21 protein-coding genes are annotated in these 21,293 nt (G+C 71.9%); 13 read left to right on the top strand and 8 right to left on the bottom strand.

What is annotated here, in order from left to right; all coding sequences use genetic code 11:
* The first annotated feature begins 11 nt into the window (after positions 1–11).
* The 6 genes from LO762_RS03490 to LO762_RS03465 all read left to right on the top strand — a co-directional run bounded on the left by LO762_RS03490 (position 12) and on the right by LO762_RS03465 (position 5,033).
* Positions 12–665 carry a hypothetical protein gene (locus LO762_RS03490; protein WP_230612311.1) on the top strand — a complete coding sequence of 218 codons (654 nt, stop codon included), beginning with the start codon at positions 12–14 and terminating at the stop codon, positions 663–665.
* A 171-nt stretch (positions 666–836) separates the two neighbouring features.
* Complete coding sequence (locus LO762_RS03485; protein ID WP_230612310.1) at positions 837–1,214, top strand: helix-turn-helix transcriptional regulator; 378 nt, start codon at positions 837–839, stop codon at positions 1,212–1,214.
* Positions 1,211–1,657, top strand: coding sequence for an SRPBCC domain-containing protein (locus LO762_RS03480; protein ID WP_230612309.1), 447 nt, complete (start codon positions 1,211–1,213; stop codon positions 1,655–1,657). The genes LO762_RS03485 and LO762_RS03480 overlap by 4 nt, the downstream gene beginning before the upstream one ends.
* A gap of 42 nt (positions 1,658–1,699) precedes the next feature.
* Positions 1,700–2,854 (top strand): imidazolonepropionase, encoded by a 1,155-nt coding sequence (gene hutI / locus LO762_RS03475; RefSeq protein ID WP_230612308.1) that lies wholly within the window; start codon positions 1,700–1,702, stop codon positions 2,852–2,854.
* A 244-nt stretch (positions 2,855–3,098) separates the two neighbouring features.
* Positions 3,099–3,959, top strand: a complete 861-nt coding sequence (locus LO762_RS03470; RefSeq protein ID WP_308103244.1) for a methyltransferase domain-containing protein — start codon at positions 3,099–3,101, stop codon at positions 3,957–3,959.
* A 279-nt stretch (positions 3,960–4,238) separates the two neighbouring features.
* A complete protein-coding gene (locus LO762_RS03465) occupies positions 4,239–5,033 on the top strand; it encodes a methyltransferase domain-containing protein (protein ID WP_230612306.1) in 795 nt (264 codons plus the stop codon).
* Here LO762_RS03465 and LO762_RS03460 read toward each other — a convergent pair.
* The 3 genes from LO762_RS03460 to LO762_RS03450 are packed head-to-tail and all read right to left on the bottom strand — an operon-like array spanning position 5,024 to position 8,727.
* The gene (locus LO762_RS03460) at positions 5,024–5,500 is read right to left on the bottom strand and encodes a flavin reductase family protein (protein ID WP_230612305.1); all 477 of its coding nucleotides are present in this window, start codon (positions 5,498–5,500) and stop codon (positions 5,024–5,026) included. The genes LO762_RS03465 and LO762_RS03460 overlap by 10 nt on opposite strands.
* Entirely contained in the window at positions 5,497–7,206 is a 1,710-nt protein-coding gene (locus tag LO762_RS03455; protein ID WP_230612303.1) for a S49 family peptidase, read from the bottom strand. The genes LO762_RS03460 and LO762_RS03455 overlap by 4 nt, the downstream gene beginning before the upstream one ends.
* 42 nt (positions 7,207–7,248) lie before the next feature.
* A complete protein-coding gene (locus LO762_RS03450) occupies positions 7,249–8,727 on the bottom strand; it encodes a serine/threonine-protein kinase (protein ID WP_230612301.1) in 1,479 nt (492 codons plus the stop codon).
* Between the two features lie 107 nt (positions 8,728–8,834).
* Here LO762_RS03450 and LO762_RS03445 point away from each other — a divergent pair, with 107 nt between their 5' ends.
* Positions 8,835–9,218 (top strand): NYN domain-containing protein, encoded by a 384-nt coding sequence (locus tag LO762_RS03445; protein ID WP_230612292.1) that lies wholly within the window; start codon positions 8,835–8,837, stop codon positions 9,216–9,218.
* Here the strand turns inward: LO762_RS03445 and LO762_RS03440 are convergent, their stop codons facing one another.
* Positions 9,219–9,974 carry a GntR family transcriptional regulator gene (locus LO762_RS03440; protein WP_230612289.1) on the bottom strand — a complete coding sequence of 252 codons (756 nt, stop codon included), beginning with the start codon at positions 9,972–9,974 and terminating at the stop codon, positions 9,219–9,221.
* A 131-nt stretch (positions 9,975–10,105) separates the two neighbouring features.
* On the opposite strand from LO762_RS03440, the gene LO762_RS03435 reads away from it, so the two are divergent.
* The 4 genes from LO762_RS03435 (at position 10,106) to LO762_RS33335 (ending at position 13,463) form a co-directional block, all read left to right on the top strand.
* On the top strand, positions 10,106–10,348 hold the full coding sequence (locus LO762_RS03435; protein ID WP_230612287.1) for a hypothetical protein: 243 nt from the start codon (positions 10,106–10,108) through the stop codon (positions 10,346–10,348).
* 309 nt (positions 10,349–10,657) lie between these two features.
* Positions 10,658–11,947, top strand: coding sequence for a xylan 1,4-beta-xylosidase (locus LO762_RS03430; RefSeq protein WP_230612285.1), 1,290 nt, complete (start codon positions 10,658–10,660; stop codon positions 11,945–11,947).
* The gene (locus tag LO762_RS03425) at positions 11,944–13,185 is read left to right on the top strand and encodes a cytochrome P450 (protein WP_230612283.1); all 1,242 of its coding nucleotides are present in this window, start codon (positions 11,944–11,946) and stop codon (positions 13,183–13,185) included. The genes LO762_RS03430 and LO762_RS03425 overlap by 4 nt, the downstream gene beginning before the upstream one ends.
* 80 nt (positions 13,186–13,265) lie before the next feature.
* Entirely contained in the window at positions 13,266–13,463 is a 198-nt protein-coding gene (locus LO762_RS33335) for a pentapeptide repeat-containing protein (RefSeq protein ID WP_308103328.1), read from the top strand.
* A 106-nt stretch (positions 13,464–13,569) separates the two neighbouring features.
* Here LO762_RS33335 and LO762_RS03420 read toward each other — a convergent pair whose 3' ends face one another.
* Genes LO762_RS03420 through hutH form a run of 4 tightly spaced genes read right to left on the bottom strand, consistent with a single transcriptional unit; the run spans position 13,570 to position 19,461 of the window.
* A complete protein-coding gene (locus LO762_RS03420; protein ID WP_230612281.1) occupies positions 13,570–14,907 on the bottom strand; it encodes a formimidoylglutamate deiminase in 1,338 nt (445 codons plus the stop codon).
* Positions 14,907–16,112 carry an allantoate amidohydrolase gene (locus tag LO762_RS03415; RefSeq protein ID WP_230612279.1) on the bottom strand — a complete coding sequence of 402 codons (1,206 nt, stop codon included), beginning with the start codon at positions 16,110–16,112 and terminating at the stop codon, positions 14,907–14,909. Before LO762_RS03415 ends, LO762_RS03420 begins: the two co-directional genes overlap by 1 nt.
* Positions 16,112–17,893 carry a urocanate hydratase gene (gene hutU / locus LO762_RS03410; protein WP_230612277.1) on the bottom strand — a complete coding sequence of 594 codons (1,782 nt, stop codon included), beginning with the start codon at positions 17,891–17,893 and terminating at the stop codon, positions 16,112–16,114. The genes LO762_RS03415 and hutU overlap by 1 nt, the downstream gene beginning before the upstream one ends.
* Positions 17,894–17,901: 8 nt before the next feature.
* Complete coding sequence (gene hutH, locus LO762_RS03405) at positions 17,902–19,461, bottom strand: histidine ammonia-lyase (RefSeq protein ID WP_230612275.1); 1,560 nt, start codon at positions 19,459–19,461, stop codon at positions 17,902–17,904.
* A gap of 131 nt (positions 19,462–19,592) precedes the next feature.
* On the opposite strand from hutH, the gene LO762_RS03400 reads away from it, so the two are divergent.
* A complete protein-coding gene (locus LO762_RS03400; protein WP_230612273.1) occupies positions 19,593–20,159 on the top strand; it encodes an RNA polymerase sigma factor in 567 nt (188 codons plus the stop codon).
* 34 nt (positions 20,160–20,193) lie between these two features.
* Positions 20,194–21,000, top strand: coding sequence for a hypothetical protein (locus LO762_RS03395; protein WP_230612271.1), 807 nt, complete (start codon positions 20,194–20,196; stop codon positions 20,998–21,000).
* Positions 21,001–21,293: the final 293 nt, after the last annotated feature.

Raw genomic sequence — 21,293 nt, 5'->3', positions numbered from 1 at the left:
TGGGAGCATCGTTGCGTAGGGGACAAGCATTCGGGAAGACAACGCGGACGGCGCTCGCCGTCTCGCTGGCCGCGAGCGGGGTGCTCGCGCTCGCCGCGACGCCCGCCCAGGCCGCGCCCAAGCCGAAGAAGAAGTGCTACACCGGCCAGTGGGTGACCACCGGCCTCACCGCGAAGATCACCGGTAAGTCGGCGCAGACGGGTTATACGCAGAACGTCACGTACAAGGGCATGGCCGGGATCAAGCTGAAGCTCGACCCGAAGAAGGGCCTGGTGTACAACTTCACCGGCTCCAAGCGGGAGACGTTCGCGGGCGTGAACGTCGACGGCAAGCGGGTCGAGGGCTGGGAGCAGTTGAAGGGCGTCCTGTACCTTCCGGCGAAGATCACCGGTGACAGGAAGGGCGTCATCACCAGCCGCAACAAGCAGGCGCGCGGCCCGGCCACCGGCACGGGCATGAACATCAAGCCGGAGCGGGCGTCGTGGGGCACCTGGAAGGTCGCCGACCACGCCAAGATCGGCCACTTCGACACCCCGGTGGTGAAGAAGGCGACGTTCACCTGTGTGCCGGGCAAGAAGCTCGTCGTCAAGGACGTCCGCAAGTGGGACACCTTCACCGAGACGCTGGTGATGAACCTCAAGCCCGTCAAGAAGAAGAAGAGCTAGCTTCCGGGACGGCCCGTCCGGGCCTCGCCTCCGCCAGGAAGGCGTCCTCGCACCGTCGAGGACGCCTTCCTGGCGTTCCGGGGTTGACGCGGGGCGGACCCGCGCCCTATGTTTAACGCATCGGTTAATTAACCGATCGGCTAAATACCGACGACAACGAGGGGAGGCGCGGTGGCCACCGACAGGCTCAGCACGATCTTCGCCGCCCTCGCCGACCCGACCCGGCGGGCCATCCTCGCCCGCCTCGCCGAAGGCGACGCCACCGTCTCGGAACTCGCCGAGCCCTTCGCGATCAGCCTTCCCGCGATCTCCCGGCACCTGAAAGTGCTGGAACAGGCGGGCCTCATCACCCGCAGCAGGAACGCCCAGTGGCGGACGAGCAGCCTCAACCCCGAACCCCTGCGCGAGGTGCAGGGCTGGATGGAGCGCTACCGCCGCTTCTGGGACGTCAACCTCGACCGTCTCGACGCCCACCTCCGCCGCATCCAGGCCGAGCAGGGCGGCACACCCGCAGAGCAGACCACACCCGAGAAGAGGGACCAGTCATGACCCAGCTCAAGATCACCCGCGAGTTCGACGCCCCCCGCGAGCTCGTCTACCGCGCCTTCACCGACCCCGACCAGCTCGTCCAGTGGTTCGGCCCGGTCGGGTTCTCCGTGCCGCGCGAGTCCGTCGAACTCGACGTCCGGGTCGGCGGCCACGAGCGGTTCACCATGGTCAAGGACGACGACCCGTCGTTCGTCGCGCCCGTCAGCGCCAGCTACAGCGAGGTCGTCGAGAACGAGCTGATCGTCGGCTTCGAGGACGTCGAGGGGCTGCCCGGATTCGAGGGCATCACCCGCTTCGAGACCCGGCTGGAGTTCGCCGACGCGGGCGAAGGCAGGACCCGTCTCACGATCGTCCAGGGCCCGCACAACGAGGAGATCCTCAAGGACGCCGAAGCCGGCTGGGAGAGCTCGTTCACCAAGCTCGACGCGCTGCTGGCCGCCTGACCCCGCGCCGCGGCGCGGCCTCCGGGGTGGGAACCTTGGACGGTGAGCACGGTCATCACCGGCATCGGGGAGCTCCTCACCAACGCGGGCGGGCACGGGGAGGCGCAGATCCTGCGCGACGCGGCCGTCGTCATGGACGGCGGCCGCATCGCGTGGGTCGGCGACTCCCGGCGCGCGCCCGCCGCGGACGAGCGCTTCGACGCCGGGGGCCGGGCGGCGCTGCCCGGGTTCGTCGACTCGCACAGCCACCTGGTGTTCGCCGGGGACAGGGCCGAGGAGTTCGCGGCGCGGATGGCCGGGCGGCGGTACGCGGCCGGGGGCATCCGGACGACGGTCGAGGCCACCCGGGAGGCCACCGACGACGAGTTGCGCGCGAACGTGGCGCGGCTGGTGGCCGAGATGGCGCGGCAGGGCACAACGACCGTCGAGTGCAAGTCGGGATATGGGCTGACGGTTCGGGACGAGGTGCGGTCCTTGCGGATCGCCGGGGAGATGGCCGACGAGGTGACGTTCCTCGGCGCGCACGTGGTGCCCGAGGGGATGAGCACCGACGCGTACGTGTCGCTCGTCTGCGGGGAGATGCTGGAGGCGTGCGCGCCCTACGCCGAGTGGATCGACGTGTTCTGCGAGCGCGGCGCCTTCGACGGCGACCAGACGCGGGAGATCCTCCGGGCCGGGGTGGCGGCCGGGCTGCGGCCACGGGTCCATGCGGGACAGCTTGGGCCGGGGCCAGGCGTCCAGATCGCGGTGGAATGCGACGCCGGGTCGGCCGACCACTGCACGTTCCTCACCGCCACGGACGTGGACGCCCTCGCCTCGTCCCGCACGGTGGCGACGCTGCTGCCCGCCGTCGAGTTCTCCACCCGCCAGCCCTACCCGGACGCCCGTACCCTCCTGGACGCGGGCGCCACCGTCGCGCTCGCCACCGACTGCAACCCCGGCTCCTGCTACACCACCTCGATGGCCTTCTGCATCGCGCTGGCCGTCCGCGAGATGGCCATGACGCCCCTGGAGGCCGTCCAGGCGGCGACGCTCGGCGGCGCCCGGGCCCTGCGCCGCTCCGACGTGGGCCGCCTGGTGCCCGGCGCCCGCGCCGACCTCCAGATCCTCAACGCGCCCTCGCACCTCCACCTCGCCTACCGGCCCGGCACCCCGCTGACCGCCGCCGTCTGGACCGCAGGTCACCGAGCCCACTGACCCCTTCGTGTCACCACAAGGGGACAGATAGTTGCCCATTTCCGAGAATCTCTGTCTCGACTGATCCACCGCAACTACGGTGATGGCGTCGGATCCGACGGAGAACGCCGCCGGGGCAGCGGGAAAGGACGTCCGGGATGGGGAAGCACGGGAAGAAGGACCAATGCGGGCCGTGCGGAGGCACTGGGAAGGTGAAGTATCCGAACGACGGGCGTAGCGGGGACACGAGCTACAGCGAGCGGACATGTGCGGATTGCAACGGGACGGGAGAGCAGCAGTGACTTTCGCTTATGGGGAGACGGAACTGCCGGTAGACCGGCGGTTGTTCGTGCCGGACACGATCTATGTCTCGGGAGAGCGGTGGCTCGAACCGTTGCGGCGGGACGAGCAGCCGGAGGCATGGGACCGGCTCGTCACAGCGGACCAGGCCGTGACCACGGCAACCGATGGAGACGAGCCGCTGCATCCCCACCTGACATACCCGCCCGGAATGGGGTATGTCCCACTGTCCTCGTCAAGCGCGCCCTCGATCATGGCGCAAATGATCGAGGCGCTGGAGCTGGAGCCCGGGATGCGGGTGTTGGAGATCGGGACGGGGACGGGATACAACGCGGCGTGCCTGGCGGCCTATGGGGCCGAGGTGGTGTCGGTGGAGATCGACGGCGGGATCGCCGAACGGGCCCGGTGTGCGCTGCGTGACGCGGGGTTCCCGGACGTCGTCGTGCTCACCGGGGACGGCGAGCTGGGGGCTGCCGAGCACGCGCCGTTCGACCGGGTCATCGCGACGGCGGCGGCCCACACCGTCCCGTACCCGTGGGTGCGGCAGACGAAGGACGGGGGACGGATCATCGTCCCCTACACCGGGGACGGCTGCCAGTACGGCCTGCTCGCGCTCGACGTCCGGGACGGGGAGGCGGCCGGGCAGGTCGTGGGCGACGCGGCCTTCATGCCGCTGCGTGGGCAGCGACTGCACCCGGCCGTACAGAACAACATCGAGGACTGGCCGGGCCTCGAAGTGCGCGTCACCGCCGAGGGACAGCGGCTGGCCCGGCCCGGCACCCCGCTGACCGCCGCCGTCTGGACCGCAGGTCACCGAGCCCACTGACCCCTTCGTGTCACCACAAGGGGACAGATAGTTGCCCATTTCCGAGAATCTCTGTCTCGACTGATCCACCGCAACTACGGTGATGGCGTCGGATCCGACGGAGAACGCCGCCGGGGCATGCGGGAAAGGGCGCCCAAGGATGGGGAAGCACGAGAAGAAGAACCAGTGCGCGGCATGCGGAGGAAAGGGGACGATCCCGACTACGGGCGACGGGAGCGGCCCGGACGTCGCCTACGCCGAGATGACGTGCGGGACTTGCGGGGGGAGTGGGGAGCAGCCGTGAGCTTCACCTACGGGGAGACGGAGCTGCCGGTGGACCGGCGGCTGTTCGTGCCGGAAACCATCTACGTCTGGGACGACGGATGGCTGGTGCCGCTGCGTCGGGCGGAGCAGCCGGAGGAGTGGGAGCGGCACGTCGCGGCGGACCTGGCCGTGATCACCGCGACCGACGAGAAGGAACGGCTCCTTCCCGGGGCGACGTATCCACCGGGGAAAGGCTTCATACCCATGTCCTCCTCAAGCGAGCCCGCGATGATGGCGCGGATGATCGCGGAGCTGGAGCTGGCCCCCGGGATGCGGGTGCTGGAGATCGGGACGGGGACCGGGTACAACGCCGCGTGCCTGGCGGCGTACGGCGCCGAGGTCGTGACGGTCGAGATCGACGGCACCATCGCCGAGCGCGCGCGCAAGGCGCTGCACGACGCGGGGTTCCCGGAAGTCGTCGTGCTGACCGGTGACGGCGAGCAGGGCGCCGAGGAGCACGCGCCGTTCGACCGGGTCGTCGCGACGGCGGCCGCCCACACGATCCCCTACCCGTGGGTGCGGCAGACGAGGGACGGGGGCCGGATCGTCGCCCCCTACACCGGTGCGGGCCGCCGGTTCGGCCTGCTCGTCCTCGACGTCCACGACGGGGAGGCGGTCGGGCGGTTCACCGGTTTCGCCGGGTTCATGCCACTGCGAGGGCAGCGGCTGCGCCCTGCCGTGGTGAACTACATCGAGGACTGGCCGGAGGTGGAGGTCCGGGTGACGTCCGAGGGGCAGACTCCCACCCTCCCGGAGGAGGATCAGCGGTAGCGGCGGTTGGCGCGGATGAGGGGGTCGGCTTTGTTGAGGTAGTCGACGTGGAGGATTTCGGCGACAAAGAGGACGTGGTCGCCCGCCGGGATGCGGAGGCGGGTCTCGCATTCGAGGGCGGTGAGGCCGCCTTCGATGATGAGGGCCTCGGAGCGGCGGCCCCGGTGGTGGGGGTGGCCGGTCAGGAGCAGGCGGGCGGAGGGGCGGCCCTCGGCGGCGAAGCGGCCCGCCAGGGCGCGCTGGGCCGCCGCCAGGACGGTGACGGCCCAGGCGGGGCGGCGGTGCAGGACCTCGCACAGGTAGGACGCGGCGGCGACGCCGATCAGCAGCATCGGCGGGTCGAGCGAGACCGAGGCGAACGACGTGACGGTGGCGCCGATGTCGTCGCGGCCCTCCTTGACGGTGACGACGGTGACGCCCGTGGCGAAGGACGCGAGGGCGGCGGTGAAGTCCTGCGGCGTGATCACCAGCGGGCGTCTCCGTAGCCGGGCATGACCAGCGGGCCCGCCGAGGGGAAGCCGAGCCGGGCGGCGAGCCCGGACAGGGAGCCCCACGCCTCGAACCGGACGGAGGCCGCCGTCCTGTCCTCGCTGGACTCCGGGGGGCGGAACCTGTCGAGCGGCGACGTGTGCGGGAACGTCCGGACGGGCGCGTCGGCGGGCAGCCCCGCCTTGACGCGGGCGAGGTCGAGGGTGTGGTCGAGGCCGCCGAGCTCGTCGACGAGGCCGCGTTCGGCGGCGTCGGCGCCGGTCCAGACGCGGCCGCGCGCCAGCTCGTCGATCCGGTCCAGCGGCAGGCCACGGCCCTGCGCCGCCTTGGAGGTGAAATCGGCGTAGATGCGGTCGAGTGAGGAGTTGATGCGGTCCCACTCGCCCTCGGAGAAGTCCCGGACGGGGCTGTGGATGCGGGCGTGCGCGCCGAAAGCGGTGCTGCCGAACCCGACGCCGAGCCGCTCCAGCAGCCCGCTGACGACGGGCTTGCCGGTGTACACGCCGATGGAGCCGGTGAGCGTGCCGGGCTGGGCGACGATGGTGTCGGCGCCCATCGCGATGAAGTACCCGCCGGACGCGGCGACGTTGCCCATCGAGACGAGCACGTGCTTGCCCGCGCGCCGGGCCAGTTGGACCTCGCGCCAGATCACGTCGGACGCGACGTAGGAGCCGCCGGGGCTGTTGACCCGCAGCACGATGGCCTTGGTGTGCTCGTCGCGGACGGCGGCGCGCAGCGCGGCGGCGAGCGTGTCGGAGCCGACGGCGCCGCCCTGGCCCGGCACCGGGCCCCGGCCGGACCTGCCGAGCCGGATCATGCCCTGCGCCTGGATGAGCGCCACCCCGTCGGCGGGCTTGCGCGGCACCCGCTCGGTGAGGCCGGAGCGGGCGTACCTGGCGACGTACTGCAGCCGCGCGTCCTTGCCCGCGACGCCCTTGACGTGCGCGTACACCTCGTCGCGGTAGCACAGTTCGTCGACGAGGCCCGCCTCCAGCGCCTCGGAGGCGAGCAGGGGCGCCCGGTCGATGAGGGAGCGGACGTCGGCCTCGGCGAGGCCGCGCCCGTCGGCGACGCCCTTGACGATCTGTTCGCCGACGGAGGCGACGAGCCGCTCGGACGCCTCCTCGTGCGCCCGCGTGTACCCCGTCTCCAGGAACATGTTGGGCGCCGTCTTGTACTCGGCGCGCTTGCCGAACTGGAAGGTGACGCCCACCTTGTCCAGCGCGTCCTTGACGAACGGCTCGGACAGGGAGAACCCGGTGATCCCGACGTCCCCGGACGGAAGCAGGCAGACCCGCTCGAACGCGGACGCGAGGTAGTAGGCGGTGGTGCCCTCGCCCGTCTCGCCGAACGTCTCCGTCCACGCGACGGTCAGCTTGCCCGCCGCGCGCAGCTCCGCGACGGCCTCGCGCAGCTCCTGCGCCAGGGCGAGCCCGACGGGCCCGTTGATCCTGGCGACGAGCGCCTTCACCCGCGGATCCGTGCGCGCCTTGCGCAGGCCGTCGAGCACGTCCCGCAGGTGGGTGCGGCGGATCGACAGCAGCGCCGTCAGCGGGTCGGGGGGCGTGCCCTCGACGAGCCCCTCGGCCAGATCGAGTTCGAGGACCAGCGGGCCGGTGCGGCGGTCGCGCAGTTCCTTCACCGGGCCCAGTGCCGCGAGCGTGTCGAGTCCTTTGAACACCATGACTGAACCCTACGCGCCGCGGCGGACAGTCTGTGACCGCCTCTAGTCGGCGCGGGTCAGCTCGCCCGTCCCGGTGACGCCGCCCGCGCCGGTGAACGCGACGAGCGCGCCCGCGTCCGTCGTGGTGAGGGTGAGGGCCCCGTCGGGGCAGGTGGCGATGTCGTGCGCGAGGTCGAGGTCGGCGCTGTTGCCGCCCGCGTTGACGACGGTGACGGTGCCGGAGCAGATGTTGCCGCTGTCGAGCTGGGAGTCGCCGGTGTTCTGGCCGGGGAACAGCGTGAGCGTCATCCGGTAGTACGTCTCCTGCTGGTCCTTCTTCAGGATCAGGTTCCCCGACCACTGGCCCGTCAGGGACGCGGGCACGGCGGCGCCGCCGCCGGGACCGTTCCCTCCCCCGCCGTCCAGGAGGCCGGTGACGCCGAAGTAGCCGCCCGCCGCGACGACGGCCACCGCGAGCACGCCCACCACGGTGTTCCGCACCCGGTGCGATCCCGGCGGCGGCTCGGGGGGACGTCGGTCGAACGGCGGCGGGGTGGCGATTCCCACCGGGGTGGGCGGGAACGTCGGGTGTGACGGGTGGGTGTGCTGCGGCGGCGGTGTGAGGCCCCGGTCCACCGTCTCGTTGCGCCAGGCGAAGCCGGGCCCCGGCGGCCCGACGGGGAGCGGCGAGAACGGCAGCGGCGCGGAGTCGCCGTGCGGCACGTCGGCCTCCAGCGCCGACTCCAACTGGTCGCGTACCTGCCGGGCGGTGGGCCGCCGCGTGGGGTCCTTGTCGAGGCAGCGGCGCAGGAGCGGCTCGAACTCCTCGACGCCCGCGCCGAGCCGGGGCTGGGCGTGCATGATGCGGCCGAGGATCGCGGCGACGCCGCCGCCGTCGTTGTCGAACGGGCCGAACGGCGGGTAGCCGGTCGCGGCGAACACCATGGTGCAGGCCCACGCCCAGATGTCGGAGGCGCGCGAGGCGCGTTCCTCGCGCAGCAGTTCGGGCGCCAGGTAGGACGGCGTGCCTACGAGCTGCCCGCGCGTGTGGTGGTCGACGTGCCGGGCGATGCCGAAGTCGACGACGCGTGGGCCGTCCCGGCCGAGCAGGACGTTGGCGGGCTTGAGGTCGCGGTGCACGACGCCCGAGCCGTGGATGGTGACGAGGGCCTGCGCGGTGAAGATGAGCAGCCGTTCCAGGTCGCCGCCTCGGAGCGGGCCCGATTCGGCGACGCGCTCGAACAGCGAAGGGCCGTCGACGTACTCGGTGACGATGTAGGGGCGGGCGCCTTCGAAGTCGAATCCGATCACCCGGGCGATGCAGTACTGGAGCCGTACCTGCATGGCCGCGTTCATCTCGCGTTCCAGGCGCTCACGCGCCTCGGCGTCGTCGGCGGCCTTGAGGACCTTGACGGCCACCAGGTCGGACGTCTCGGGATCGCGGCCGAGATAGACGATGCCCTGCCCGCCCTCGCCCAGCCGTTCCACCAGGGGGAAACGACCGAGTTCGCGTGGATCGTCGGGCCTGAGTGCTTCGCCCATGGTCCCTCCCGGTTTGCAGGTATCCAACCAAGCGGCAGCGGGTGCCGCAACCACGTCACCGGGCGTGATCGCCGCACGGTCGGCGTCCGTGGCCTTACGCTGCGGGCATGCGCACCGTCCTCATCGTCGACGCCGCCAACGTCATCGGCTCCCGCCCCGACGGCTGGTGGCGGGACCGCCTCGGCGCGGCCCGCAGGCTCCGCGACTCCCTCGCCGGACTCGGCCCCCTCTCCTTTGACGCCGAAAAGGCGGCCGACGCCGAAATCGTCCTTGTGGTCGAGGGCGCCGCGCGGAGCCTGGAGGGGATCGAAGGGGTGCGGGTCGTCTCTGCGCCGCGCTCCGGCGACGACGCGATCGTCGCGGAGGTAGGCCCCGCAGATACGGACATCCGCTACGTCGTGGTGACAGCGGACCGCGAACTGCGCGCGCGCTGCCAAGCTCGCGGTGCCGACGTCGTAGGGCCGCGCTTCCTCCTGGACCGGCTCGGCTGATCACAGGTCGATGGCGTAGTCCAACACCACGCGGTCGGCCGGGATGACGATGTCCCGGCACACCTCAAGAACCCGCTCGCCCGCGATCATCCGCCGGGTCACGGTGATGACGGGCACGCCGGTGCCCATCCGCAGCGTCTCCGCCTCCTCCCGCGACGGCATGCGCGAGCGGACCGCCTCCTCGACCCGGGTCGCGGGGTGGCCGAGATAGGCCAGCTGCGCGGGCGTGCCGCCCGGCCACGGCTCCCGCGCGGGGTCGGCGACCGGCGTTCCGGCGACGAGTTCCCACGGCAGGTAGTTCACCGAGATCTGCTGCGGCTCGCCGCGCGCGAAGAACACGAACCTGCGGCGCAGCAGCGCGGTGCCCGCCGGAAGCCCGAACAGCGCGGCCAGTTCCGGGTCGGCCGCGACCCTGCGGTAGCGGCGCTCCAGCCGGTAGTCCGCCCAGCCGATGCCCTGGTCGTGGGTGAACGACGTGGCGGGCGTGACCTGCGGTTCCGTCTCCACCCGGTACCTGTCCATCGCGATCCGGCGCACCGTCGGCCGGGCCCGCACGACGGTGCCGCCGCCCCGCCGCGTCTCCACGAGGCCCTCCGCGCTCAGCACCGCGACGGCCTGCCTGACGACGATCTGGGACACCCCGTGCGTCTCGGACAGATGGGCGAGGGTGGGCAGCCGGGAGCCCGGCGGAAAGGTCCCGGCGCGGATCCCCAGGCGGAGCTCGTCGGCGATCTTGAGATATGCCGGTCTCGGCACGGTGGGACACCTCCCCACTGCAACCCGGCTCACCGGCGGGAAACGTTCCGGTTACCTGCGGGTTGACGGTTCTCCGGGCACGTATCACCTTTTGTATACGGAATACATTGATCGGGGAAGGGACCTGCCGGATGGGAGACTTCGAGGACCTCAAGGCGCACATCGAAGCCGCCTATCCGGGGTGGCAGGTCTGGCGCAGCGACGCGGGCCGGTGGTATGCGACGCGCACCGGCGACCTCACCGACGCCCAGCTCCAGGCGGGGCTGGCGATGACGCTCGCGTCCGACGACGAGCCGGGGTTGCGGGCGCTGCTGGCCGACCAGACGGAGCGGAAGAAGGAAGGGCACGGCGAGGAACCCGGAACCGTCCCATAAACCCCAGAAACCACGGAGAATCCCTGAGAATCCCGGAGAAACGGCCAGATCCGGCGTGGTCCGCGCCGTCCGGTATGGCTGATCGCAATCGGGGAACACTCCCGGTACCGTGGGTAATTGAACCGTACTTTCCAGGTAAGCCATTCCGGTGAGAGATCCTGGTGAACCAGGGCGGCGGTCCGGCGTTCAAACACGGGGAAAGCACAATCCGACTCTGGAGGCACCGTGCAAGGCCATCCTTCGCCGCCGCAGCTCCGCACCGCGACATCGCCCCGGCGCGGCCGCCACGGCCGCAGGAGACCCCGCTGGATGATCGCCCTGGGCGCCGCACTCGCCGGCGCCCTCGTCGTCTCCCTCTTCCTCTACCTGTCCCGCGGCGACCAGGGCTCAGGGCCCGTCGCCGACACCGCCTCCGTCGGCCAGATCAGCGCCGGCCCGCCCGGCGACTGGACGAACTGGGGCTTCACGCACACCCAGACCAGCCTCGAAGCCGCCCCCGCCGCCAAACCCACCGTCGCCCAGGTGCCCATGCTCCAGGTCCAGCACATCATGGGCTTCGGCGCCGACAACCCGCAGCCCGCCCCCGGCCAGTACAACTGGACGTCGCTGGACAGGCGCGTCGGTGACATCCGCGACACCGGCGGCGTCCCCATGATCACCCTGTGCTGCGCGCCCGACTGGATGAAGGGCGGCCCGGCGGGAGCCACCGACTGGAACCACCTCGAGGACTCCCCCAAGCCGCAGTTCTTCGACGCGTTCGCCGTCCAGGCCGCCGAGGTCGCCCGCCGCTACCCGGACGTCAAGTACTACTTCGTCTGGAACGAGTTCAAGGGCTTCTTCAACCAGGACGCCAACCGGTGGGACTTCGAGGGCTACACCCAGCTCTACAACAAGGTGTACACGGCGCTGAAGAAGGTGAACCCCGACCTCCAGGTGGGCGGCCCGTACATCCCCGTCAACTCCTACGCCGACGCGCACTCCGCGGCGTCCAAGGAGCTGAAGGGCCCGTGGGGCGCCGCCGACCAGCGCGCGCTCACCGCGATCCAGTACTGGATCGAGCACAAGCAGGGCGCCGACTTCATCGTTGTGGACGGCTCGTCGCTGCCCGAGGACCGCACCGCGCACGAGGACCCGATCCGCGACAACACCAAGTTCGCGGCCGTCACCGAGTGGCTGCGGAGCAAGGCCGAGCTGCCCGTCGTGTGGGCCGAGTGGTACACCGAGCAGGCCGACTCCGGCTGGCCCGCGCCCAAGCTCCAAGCCGTCCAGGCCGACGCGATGATCAGGTTCGCGAAGTCCGGCGCGGCGGGCGCGCTGTACTGGAGCCCGCAGGGTCAGGGCAACGCGAACTGCACGAGCTGCCTGTGGGACGCCAGTGGGGCCGCCCTGCCGCCGCTCCAGCTCCTGCAGAACTTCGTGCGGCTGTTCCCGCCCGGCACCGAGCTGCGCGCCGTCAGGGTCTCCGACGCCAGGGTGCACACCCTCGCGTCCGGCACCGACCTCCTCATCGTCAACACCTCCGAGTCCCCCCTCACCGCCGACGTCGACGGGAAGTCCGTCGACCTCAAGCCCTACGAGATCAGGTGGACCAACCGATGAACGCCAGCACGGACCTTGTCGGCACGGAGTTCTGGGCGCGCCCGCACGCCGAGCGGCACGCCGAGTTCGCGCGGCTGCGGGAGCTCGGCGCGCCGGTGTTCTACGCCGAGCCGCGGATCCCGTTCGTCCGGGAGGGCAAGGGGTTCTACGCGCTGGTCCGGCACGCGGACGTGGTGGAGGCCAGCCGGAACACCAAGGTGTTCTCCAGCGAGCCGGCCGCGACGTCGCCGGAGCCGCCGCCGTGGGTGGCCGCGCTGTTCGGGCGTCCGATGGTGAACATGGACGACCCGCGGCACGGGCGGCTGCGCCGGATCGTCTCGCGCGCGTTCAGCCCGAAGATGCTCGCCGGGCTGGCCGACGACGTCCAGGCGACGGCGACCCGCATCGTGGACGACGTCGAGCGGGAGGGCGCCGGCGACTTCGTCGAGCAGATCGCGGCCCGCCTGCCCATCGAGGTCATCTGCGCCATGATGGGCATCCCGCCCGAGCAGCGCCCTTACGTGCTCAAGCGCATCGACGTCATGACGGAGTACTCGGGGGTCCGCGGCTCACTCTTCTCCCCGCGTACCCTGCGCCTCCTCGCCGGAAACCTCAAGGCCATCGTCGACCTGCACCGCCTCGTCGCGAAGATGGCCCGCGAGCGCCGAGGCAACCCCCAGGACGACCTGGTGTCCGCTCTCGTCAACGCCAACGTGGACGGCGAAGCCCTCACCATCCGCGAGTTGGGCTCCTTCTTCGACCTCCTCCTGGTCGCGGGCAACGAGACCACCCGCAACGCCCTCTCCCACGGCATCCGCCTGTTCACCGAACACCCCGACCAGCGCGAGTACCTCCTGGCCGACTACGACTCCCGCATCGGCCCCGCCATCGAGGAGATCGTCCGCTACGTCTCCCCCATCATCCAGTTCCGCCGCACCCTGAAGTCCCCGTACACCCTGGGTGGCCACCCCTTCCACCCCGGCGACAAGGTCGTCCTCTTCTACCAAGCCGCCAACCGGGACCCGGACGTCTTCCCCAACCCGAACTCTTTCGACATCACCCGCTCCCCCAACCCCCACGTGGGCTTCGGCGGCCCCGGCGCCCACCTCTGCCTGGGCGCCAACCTGGCCCGCATGGAACTCAAGATCATGTTCCGAGAACTCTTCACCCGCCTCCCCGACATCCAAACCAAGGGCGACCCCACCTACCTCCTCTCCAACTTCGACAACGGAGTAACCCACCAGCCCTACACCTTCTGACCTGCTTCGACGGGCCACGACGGTAGGCTCACCGGTATGGCGGTTCGACAGGGCGACAAGCCGAACCCGTCGCCCCCAGAATTCCGGACGCGCTCGTTCCGGGCCGTGTCCTCGATGAGGACGGGGTCTATCTGTCCGTCGATTTTGGGGACGCCGTCCTGTTCACCGGATGCCGCGCGGACCTCGCCTCGTTCCGCTTCGCCACGCTCAGGGACGTGGTCTTCCGGGACTGCGATCTGAGCGAGGCCAACTTCCAGGGAGCAAGGGCGGCGTCCTAGGGGCGCTGCCGGAGGCGGGTGGGGGCGGGGACGTTCCCACCCGTCGCGTGACGGGGTCGGGGCTTGTGTGTCTGGGTCCCGGGGCCGGGAAAGCGCGGCGGGAGGGTTAGGACCAGAGGTTGTGGATGGCTTCGGTTAGGAGGGTGGGGACGGGGGGGAGGAGGGTGTGGTGGTGGTCTCGGACTATGTGGCGGCCGGAGACGACCACGTGGTGGATGTCGGAGGGGGAGGCGGCGAAGATGGCGGTGGAGGGGGCGGTGGACGGGTCGGTGCCGGCTAGGCGGACGGAGTCCAGGGAGATGGTTACTAGGTCGGCTCTGGCGCCGGGTTCCAGGCGGCCGGCGTCGGGCCAGCCCAAAGCTTCGTGGCCGGTGGAGGTGGCGGCGGTGAGGAGTTCGTAGGGGGTCCAGGTGCCTCGGTGGCCGGATTTGAGGCGTTCGCCCCATTCGACGTCTCGGGCTTCGGCGAACATGTCGATGAGAGCGTGTTGGTCGGTGCCCAGGCTGATGTCGCAGCCCGCGTCGCGGAGGGCGGCGGACGGGCCTATGCCGTCGGCCAGGTCGCGTTCGGTGGTCGGGCAGAGGCAGATGCCGGTGCCGGTGCCCGACAGGAGGTCGAGGTCGGCGGCGGTGATGTGGGTGGCGTGGACGGCCACGGTGCGGGGGCCCAGGGCGCCGGCCTCGGCCAGGACCCGGGTGGGGGTGAGGCCGTGTTCGGCCAGGCAGCCGTCGTTCTCGGCGCGCTGCTCGGAGAGGTGGACGTGCAGGGGCGCCTCGTGGTCGCGGGCCCACGCGACGGCGACGGGCAACTGGTCGCGGGGCACGGCGCGCACCGAGTGGACGGCGGCGCCCACCTTCACGTGCGGCAACTGGAGGGTGCGGGTGCGTAGGGCGGTGACTCGGGCGGCCCAGATGGCGGCGTCGCCGTCTCCGAAGCGGCGTTGCGCGCCTCGTAGCGGCTTGCCGGGGCCGCCGCGCAGGTAGAGGGCGTCCAGCAGCGTCAGACGGATGCCCGCCTGCATGGCCGCCTCCACGAGGGCGTCTCCCATCGCGTTGGGGTCGCTGTAGGGGGTGCCGTCCGGCTGGTGGTGGACGTAGTGGAACTCGCCCACGCAGGTGATCCCGGCGAGCGCCATCTCGCCGTAGGCGGCGCGGGCCACCTCGAAGTACGTCTCGGGCGTGAGCCGTTCGGCGGCGGCGTACATGCGTTCGCGCCAGCTCCAGAAGGTGCCCTCGCCCTGCTGGACGCGGCCGCGCAGGGCCCGGTGGAAGGCGTGCGAGTGGGTGTTGGCGAAGCCGGGCAGGGTGAGGCCCGAAAGCACAAACGCGTCAGACGGACGGTGGGTGCCGGGCCGGATGGTGGTGAACCTGCCTCCGTGCGCTTCGATGAGGACGTCCTCGGCGAGTCCGTCTCCGGTCCAGGCGAGTTCGGCGTGCCAGCGCATCAGGCACCCGCCAGGTCGCGCAGGACGGCGGCGAGGGCGGCGACCCCGGCCATGCAGTCCTCCTCGGTGACGTGTTCCTCGGGCGCGTGCGAGACGCCGGTGGGGTTCCGCACGAAGAGCATCGCGGTCGGCAGCCGGGCCGCGAGGATGCCCGCGTCGTGTCCGGCGGCGGTCGGCAGGACGGGCACGCCGCCGAGCGCGGCGAGCATCCGTTTGCGCAAGTCGGGGTCGAAGTCGACGAGCGGCGTGTACGACTCGGGCGTCAGGCCGAACTCGACGCCGTGGAAGGCCGCCGCGAGGGACACCCGTTCCCGGATCTCCGCGACGGTCGCCCGGACCACCTCGTCGCCGGGCCCGCGCGCGTCCAGCCAGGCCGTGACGTGCGAGGCGATGACGTTCGTGCCGCCGGGCACGGTGTTGACCCGGCCGATGGTGGCGCGGGCCCCGTGCCGTTCGGCCGCCTCGCGCGCGGCGATGACGGCGTGCCCGAACGGCTGCATCGGGTCGTGCCTGTCCTCCAGGCGGGTGGATCCGGCGTGGTCGCCGCGCCCGGCGAAGTCGAGCCGCCACCGCCCGTGCGGCCAGATGGCCCCCGCGACGCCCACGGGGACGTCCAAGGCACGCCCCTGCTCTACGTGGAGTTCCACAAAGCATCCGATCCGCCCCAGCAGGGCATCGTCACGCCCGATCCGGAACGCGTCCAGGGCACCGGGCCCCAGGTCGGCCGTAACGGCTTCGGCGAAGGTGACCCCCTCGGCGTCGGCCAGTACCCGCGCCCGGTCCGGGTCGATCTCCCCCGACAGAAGCCGCGAACCCAGACAGGAGATGCCGAACCGGGAGCCCTCCTCCTCGGCGAACGCGGCGATCCCGATGGGGTGGGCGGGCCGGTAGCCCTCGGCGCGCAGCAGGTCGAGGGCGGCGAACGCGGAGACGATGCCGAGCGGCCCGTCGAAGGCGCCGCCGCCGGGCACCGAGTCGAAGTGGCTGCCGGTGAGGACGGCCTGGCCGCGCCCCTCCACCCACCACGCGAACAGGTTCCCGTTGCCGTCGCGCTCGACGGTCAGGTCGCGCCGTTCGGCCTCGTGGGTGAACCAGGCGCGGCAGCGCAGCTCGGGTTCCGACCACGCGATCCGGTGGTAGCCGCCCGTCACCGGGTCGCGGCCGATCGGCAGCAGCGACTCCCACAGCGCGGCGAACGCGGCCATCAGACCTCCCCCGTGCTGTGTTCAATAGGCCCGGAGGTCGGCCGCTTCGCGACCCCGACTTCGTCGGGAGCGGCCGCCCCCGGGCCGTGTTCAATAGGCCCGGAGGTCGGCCGCTTCGCGACCCCGACTTCGTCGGGATTCATCGGGATGGTGACGCCGCGTTCCAAGGCCACCTCGCGGGCTCGCGGGTATCCGGCGTCGGCGAGTCGGGCGACGCCGAGCCCTGGATCGTTGGTGAGGACCCGTTCCAGTTTGCGGGCGGCGAGGCCCGTCCCGTCGGCGACGCACACCTGGCCCGCGTGTACGGACTTCCCGATGCCCACGCCGCCCCCCTCGTGGATCGACACCCATGACGCGCCCGACGCGGTGTTGAGCAGGGCGTTGAGCAGCGGCCAGTCGGCTATGGCGTCGGACCCGTCGGCCATCGCCTCCGTCTCGCGGTAGGGCGAGGCGACCGAGCCGCAGTCCAGGTGGTCGCGGCCGATGGCGAGCGGCGCGGTGATCTCGCCGCGCGCGACCATCTCGTTGAACCGCAACCCGGCCGCCGCGCGTTCGCCGTAGCCGAGCCAGCAGATCCGCGCGGGCAGCCCCTGGAAGCGCACCCGTTTCCCGGCCATCCGGATCCACCGGGCCAGCGCCTCGTCCTCGGGGAAGAGGTCGAGGACGGCCCGGTCGGTCGCCGCGATGTCGGCGGACGAACCGGACAGCGCGGCCCACCGGAACGGCCCCTTGCCCTCGCAGAACAGCGGCCGGATATAGGCGGGAACGAATCCCGGGTAGGCGAACGCCCGCGCGTACCCGCCGAGCCTGGCCTCGGCCCGCAGCGAGTTGCCGTAGTCGAACACCTCGGCGCCCGCGTCCTGGAACCCGACCATCGCCTCGACGTGCCTGGCCATCGACGCCCGCGCCCGGTGCGCGAACCCGACGGGGTCGGCCTCGCGCAGCTCCGCCCACGCGTCGAACGGGACGCCCTCGGGCAGGTACCTGAGCGGGTCGTGCGCCGACGTCTGGTCGGTGACGACGTCCACGGGCGCGCCCGCCGCCAGCAGTTCCGGCACCACCTCGCACGCGTTGCCGAGCACCCCGATCGAGAGCGCGCGCCGCTCGTCCCTGGCCTGCACCGCGAGTTCCAGCGCCTCCCCGACGGTGAGGACCTGGACGTCGCAGTAGCCGCCCTCCACCCTCCGGTCGATCCGGGACGGGTCGCACTCCACGCAGATCGCCACGCCGCCGTTCATGGTGACGGCCAAAGGCTGCGCCCCGCCCATCCCGCCGAGCCCCGCCGTCAGCGTGATCGTCCCGGCGAGGGAGCCGCCGAACCGCTTACGGGCGACCGCCGCGAACGTCTCGTAGGTGCCCTGGAGGATGCCCTGGGTGCCGATGTAGATCCACGAGCCCGCTGTCATCTGGCCGTACATGGTCAGCCCGAGGTGTTCGAGACGGCGGAACTCCTCCCAGTTCGCCCATTCCGGGACAAGGTTGGAGTTGGCGATGAGCACGCGCGGCGCCCACTCGTGCGTCCGGAACACCCCGACGGGCTTGCCGGACTGGACGAGGAGCGTCTCGTCGTCGTCCAGCTCGGTGAGGCCGCGCCGGATCGCCGCGTAACACTCCCGGTTGCGGGCCGCCTTGCCCGTGCCGCCGTAGACGACGAGCTCGTCCGGGTGCTCGGCGACCTCGGGGTCGAGGTTGTTGTCGAGCATGCGGAGCGCCGCCTCCTGGGGCCAGCCCTTGGCGGTGAGTAGCGTGCCGCGCGCGGCGCGCGCGGGAAAGTGGCTCATCCGTCCTCCTACGGCAGCGGCCCCGTCACGGCCTCGGCGGCTTGAAGCAGGGTGCCCCGGCGCACGAGCCTGAAGGCGGCCTCCAGCTCGGGCGCGAGGAAGCGGTCGGGGCCGGGCGGCGGCACCCGGTGGCGCAGCGCCCGCACCACGGCGGCCGTCGCGGGGGCGGCGCGCAGCGGGGCGCGCAGGTCGAGGGCGCGGGCCGCGGTGACGATCTCCACGGCGAGCACCCGGGCGAGCCCGTCGAGGGCGCGGCGCAGCTTGCGCGCCGCGTTCCAGCCGAGCGAGACGTGGTCCTCCTGCATCGCCGACGACGGAAGGGAGTCCACCGAGGCGGGGACGGCGAGCCGTTTCAGCTCGGCGACGATCGAAGCCTGCGTGTACTGGGCGATCATCATCCCTGAATCGACGCCGGGGTCCTCGGCGAGGAAGGGCGGCAGCCCGTTCGAGCGCGCTTTGTCGAGCATGCGGTCGGTGCGCCGCTCGGACATCGAGGCGACGTCGGCGACGGGGATGGCCAGGAAGTCCAGCGCGTAGGCCAGCGGCGCGCCGTGGAAGTTGCCGTTCGACTCGACCCTTCCGTCGGCCGTCACCACCGGGTTGTCGACGGCGGCGGCCAGCTCCCGCTCGGCGATGACGGCCGCGTGCGCGAGCGTGTCGCGGGCGGCCCCGGCGACCTGCGGGGCGCAGCGCAGCGAGTAGGCGTCCTGCACGCGGGTGCACTCGGGGCCCCGGTGCGACGCCATGATGCCCGAGTCCGCCAGCAGCGCCGTCAGGTTGGCCGCCGAGACGGCCTGGCCGGGGTGCGGGCGCAGCGCGACGAGCTCGGGGGCGAAGGCGCGGTCGGTGCCGAGCAGCGCCTCGACGCTCATCGCGGCGGCGACGTCGGCGGTGCGCAGCAGCAGCCGGAAGTCCACGAGGGCGAGGACGAGCATGCCGAGCATCCCATCGGTGCCGTTGATGAGCGCGAGGCCCTCTTTCGCGGCGAGGACCACCGGGTGGATGCCCGCGTCGGCGAGCGCGGCGGCGGCCGGACGGACGGCGCCCGCGCCGTCCCGCACGTCGCCCTCGCCGGTGAGGGCGAGCGCGCAGTGCGCGAGCGGCGCGAGATCGCCGGAGCAGCCGAGCGAGCCGTACTCTCCCACGACCGGGGTGATGCCCGCGTTGAGCACCGAGGCGAGGGTGAGCGCGACGCGCGGCCTGACCCCGGTGCGTCCGGTGGCCAGGGTGGCCAGGCGCAGCAGCATCATCGCCCTGACGACCTCGCGCTCGACCTCGGGCCCGCTGGTCGCCGCGTGCGAGCGGACCAGCGACGTCTGGAGGCGGACGCGCTGGGCGGGGTCGATGAACCGGGTGGCGAGCGCGCCGAACCCGGTGGAGACGCCGTAGACGGGAGTGGGCAGCGCGGCCAGCTCCTCGACCCGGGCGCGCGCGGCCGACATCGCGGTGAGCGCCTCCCCGGTCAGCCCGACCAGGGTGCCGCGCCGCGCCACCGCGACGACCTGCTCGACCGTGAGCGGACCCACGCCCACCTCGACGAGCGGGTCGCCGGCCCCTGCTGCCCCCATGCCCTAGTCCTGCCCGGATGGACCGGCCCGACACACCCGCCCGGACGCCGGATGCCCACGCCCGACGAAAAGAAACTGGAAAAGTCCTGACCTGTTCACTTATGCCCCGTCGAACGACCATAGTTAGGCGGGTGGATCGGAAGGTGGCGCAGCGGACTCCCGCCGACGAAGCCGAACTCTCGGTGCTCGTCGGGCTGGCCCAGCAGGGCGACGAGGCGGCTTTCCGAAGCGTCTACCAGGACCTCCAACCCAGGCTCCTGCGTTACCTCCGCGCGCTCGTGGCCGAGGACGCCGAGGACATCGCGTCGGAGGCGTGGCTCCACATCGTCCGGGACCTGCCGTCCTTCCGCGGCACCTACGACGGTTTCCGTGGCTGGGCCACCACGATCGCCCGCAACCGCGCCCTCGACCATGTCCGGATGCGGCAGAGGAGGCCGCGTGCGGACACCCCGCTGGAGGAGCTGACCGGGGTGGCGGGGGATCATGACACGGCGCTCAGCGCGCTCGACGGGCTCGGCACCGAACGTGCCCTGCGGCTCATCATGCGGCTGCCGCGCGACCAGGCCGAGGCGGTGCTGCTGCGCGTCGTCCTCGGGCTCGACGCCAAGACCGCCGGCCAGGTGCTCGGCAAGCGGGCGGGCGCGGTGCGCACCGCGGCCTACCGAGGTCTGCGAAAACTCGCCGGAGAACTCCAGTGACACTTTCGTCCACCCCGACGCTGAGAGAAGTGAGATGAACGCCAGACGGATCAGCCGGAGGGCCGCCGAGCAGATGCTCGGCGGGAATTCGGCAGGCCACGACGGACCTCTCACCGACCTGCTCGCGGCGGCGGCCTCACCCGGCCGTCCCGAGGAGCTGGCGGGCGAGGAGAACGTCATGGCGGCCTTCCAGGAGGCGTTCGCGCAGGGAAGTCCGATCAGCTCCGCCCCCCGGCGGGGCGCGCACCGAGGGGTGAGGTCATCACCGCTGCCAGCAGTACTCAGCCGCAGGTCGGCCCGGGCCTGGACGATCAGGGTCTCCGGGGCGGTTCTGGTGGTGGGCGCCGTGGGCGGGGTGGCGATCGCCAGTGGCGGGGTGCCGGGCCGCAACCCGGTCAGCACTCCGAAGAAGCCCACACCCTCGATGAGCGCGCCTCCGCTCACCCGCAAGCAGGCGCCCGCGCCCGTCACCCCCGCGCCGGCGGCCTCGCCGTCGGCGCTGGAGCTGTGCAAGGCGCTGCTCGACGGCAAGTCGCGCAAGCAGCTGGAGCCGCTCATCAAGGCGGCGGGCGGCAGGCAGAAGGCGCTGGCCCTCTGCAAGGCGCTGGTGACCGGGCAGGGCGGCGTCCCGACGGACTGGCCGAAGGACTGGCCGTCCGAGCGCGACTGGCGGGACTGGCAGAACGGCTGGCCGCAGGGCTGGGACCGCGACGGCAAGAACCGGCACGACCGCAAGGACAAGCACGACGGACACGGCAGGCCGGGCAAACACGACAAGGCGATCCTGCCGGACGTGGTGCTGCCCGATCTCGCCGACCTGTGGAACCCGCCCCAGCGGTGACCCCCACGACCCCCTGACCCATGGGCCCGCACGGGCCCCCGACCACAACTGAAGACTCCGGACGCCCACGACGGGTTCTGCCCCCGTTCCCGTCAGCCCGGGGCGTCCGGGACCGCCGGAGATCTCCGAGCGCCCTCCGGTCCGGGTGGCGCAGCGATCCCGTTGTGCGAGCGGCCACCTGGTCGCGCGAAGGGATCATCGGCGGAACGAAGCCGTGTTCGCGGACTTTGCCCGGGTCCGCGAACACGGTTTTGTGTTTGAACCGGCCCTACGGCCTGGGGGGCGGCCGCCCC

It is taken from the genome of Actinocorallia sp. API 0066, from assembly GCF_020991275.1.
Taxonomy (GTDB): domain Bacteria; phylum Actinomycetota; class Actinomycetes; order Streptosporangiales; family Streptosporangiaceae; genus Actinocorallia.
This window is presented reverse-complemented; position numbering and strand designations above follow the sequence as displayed.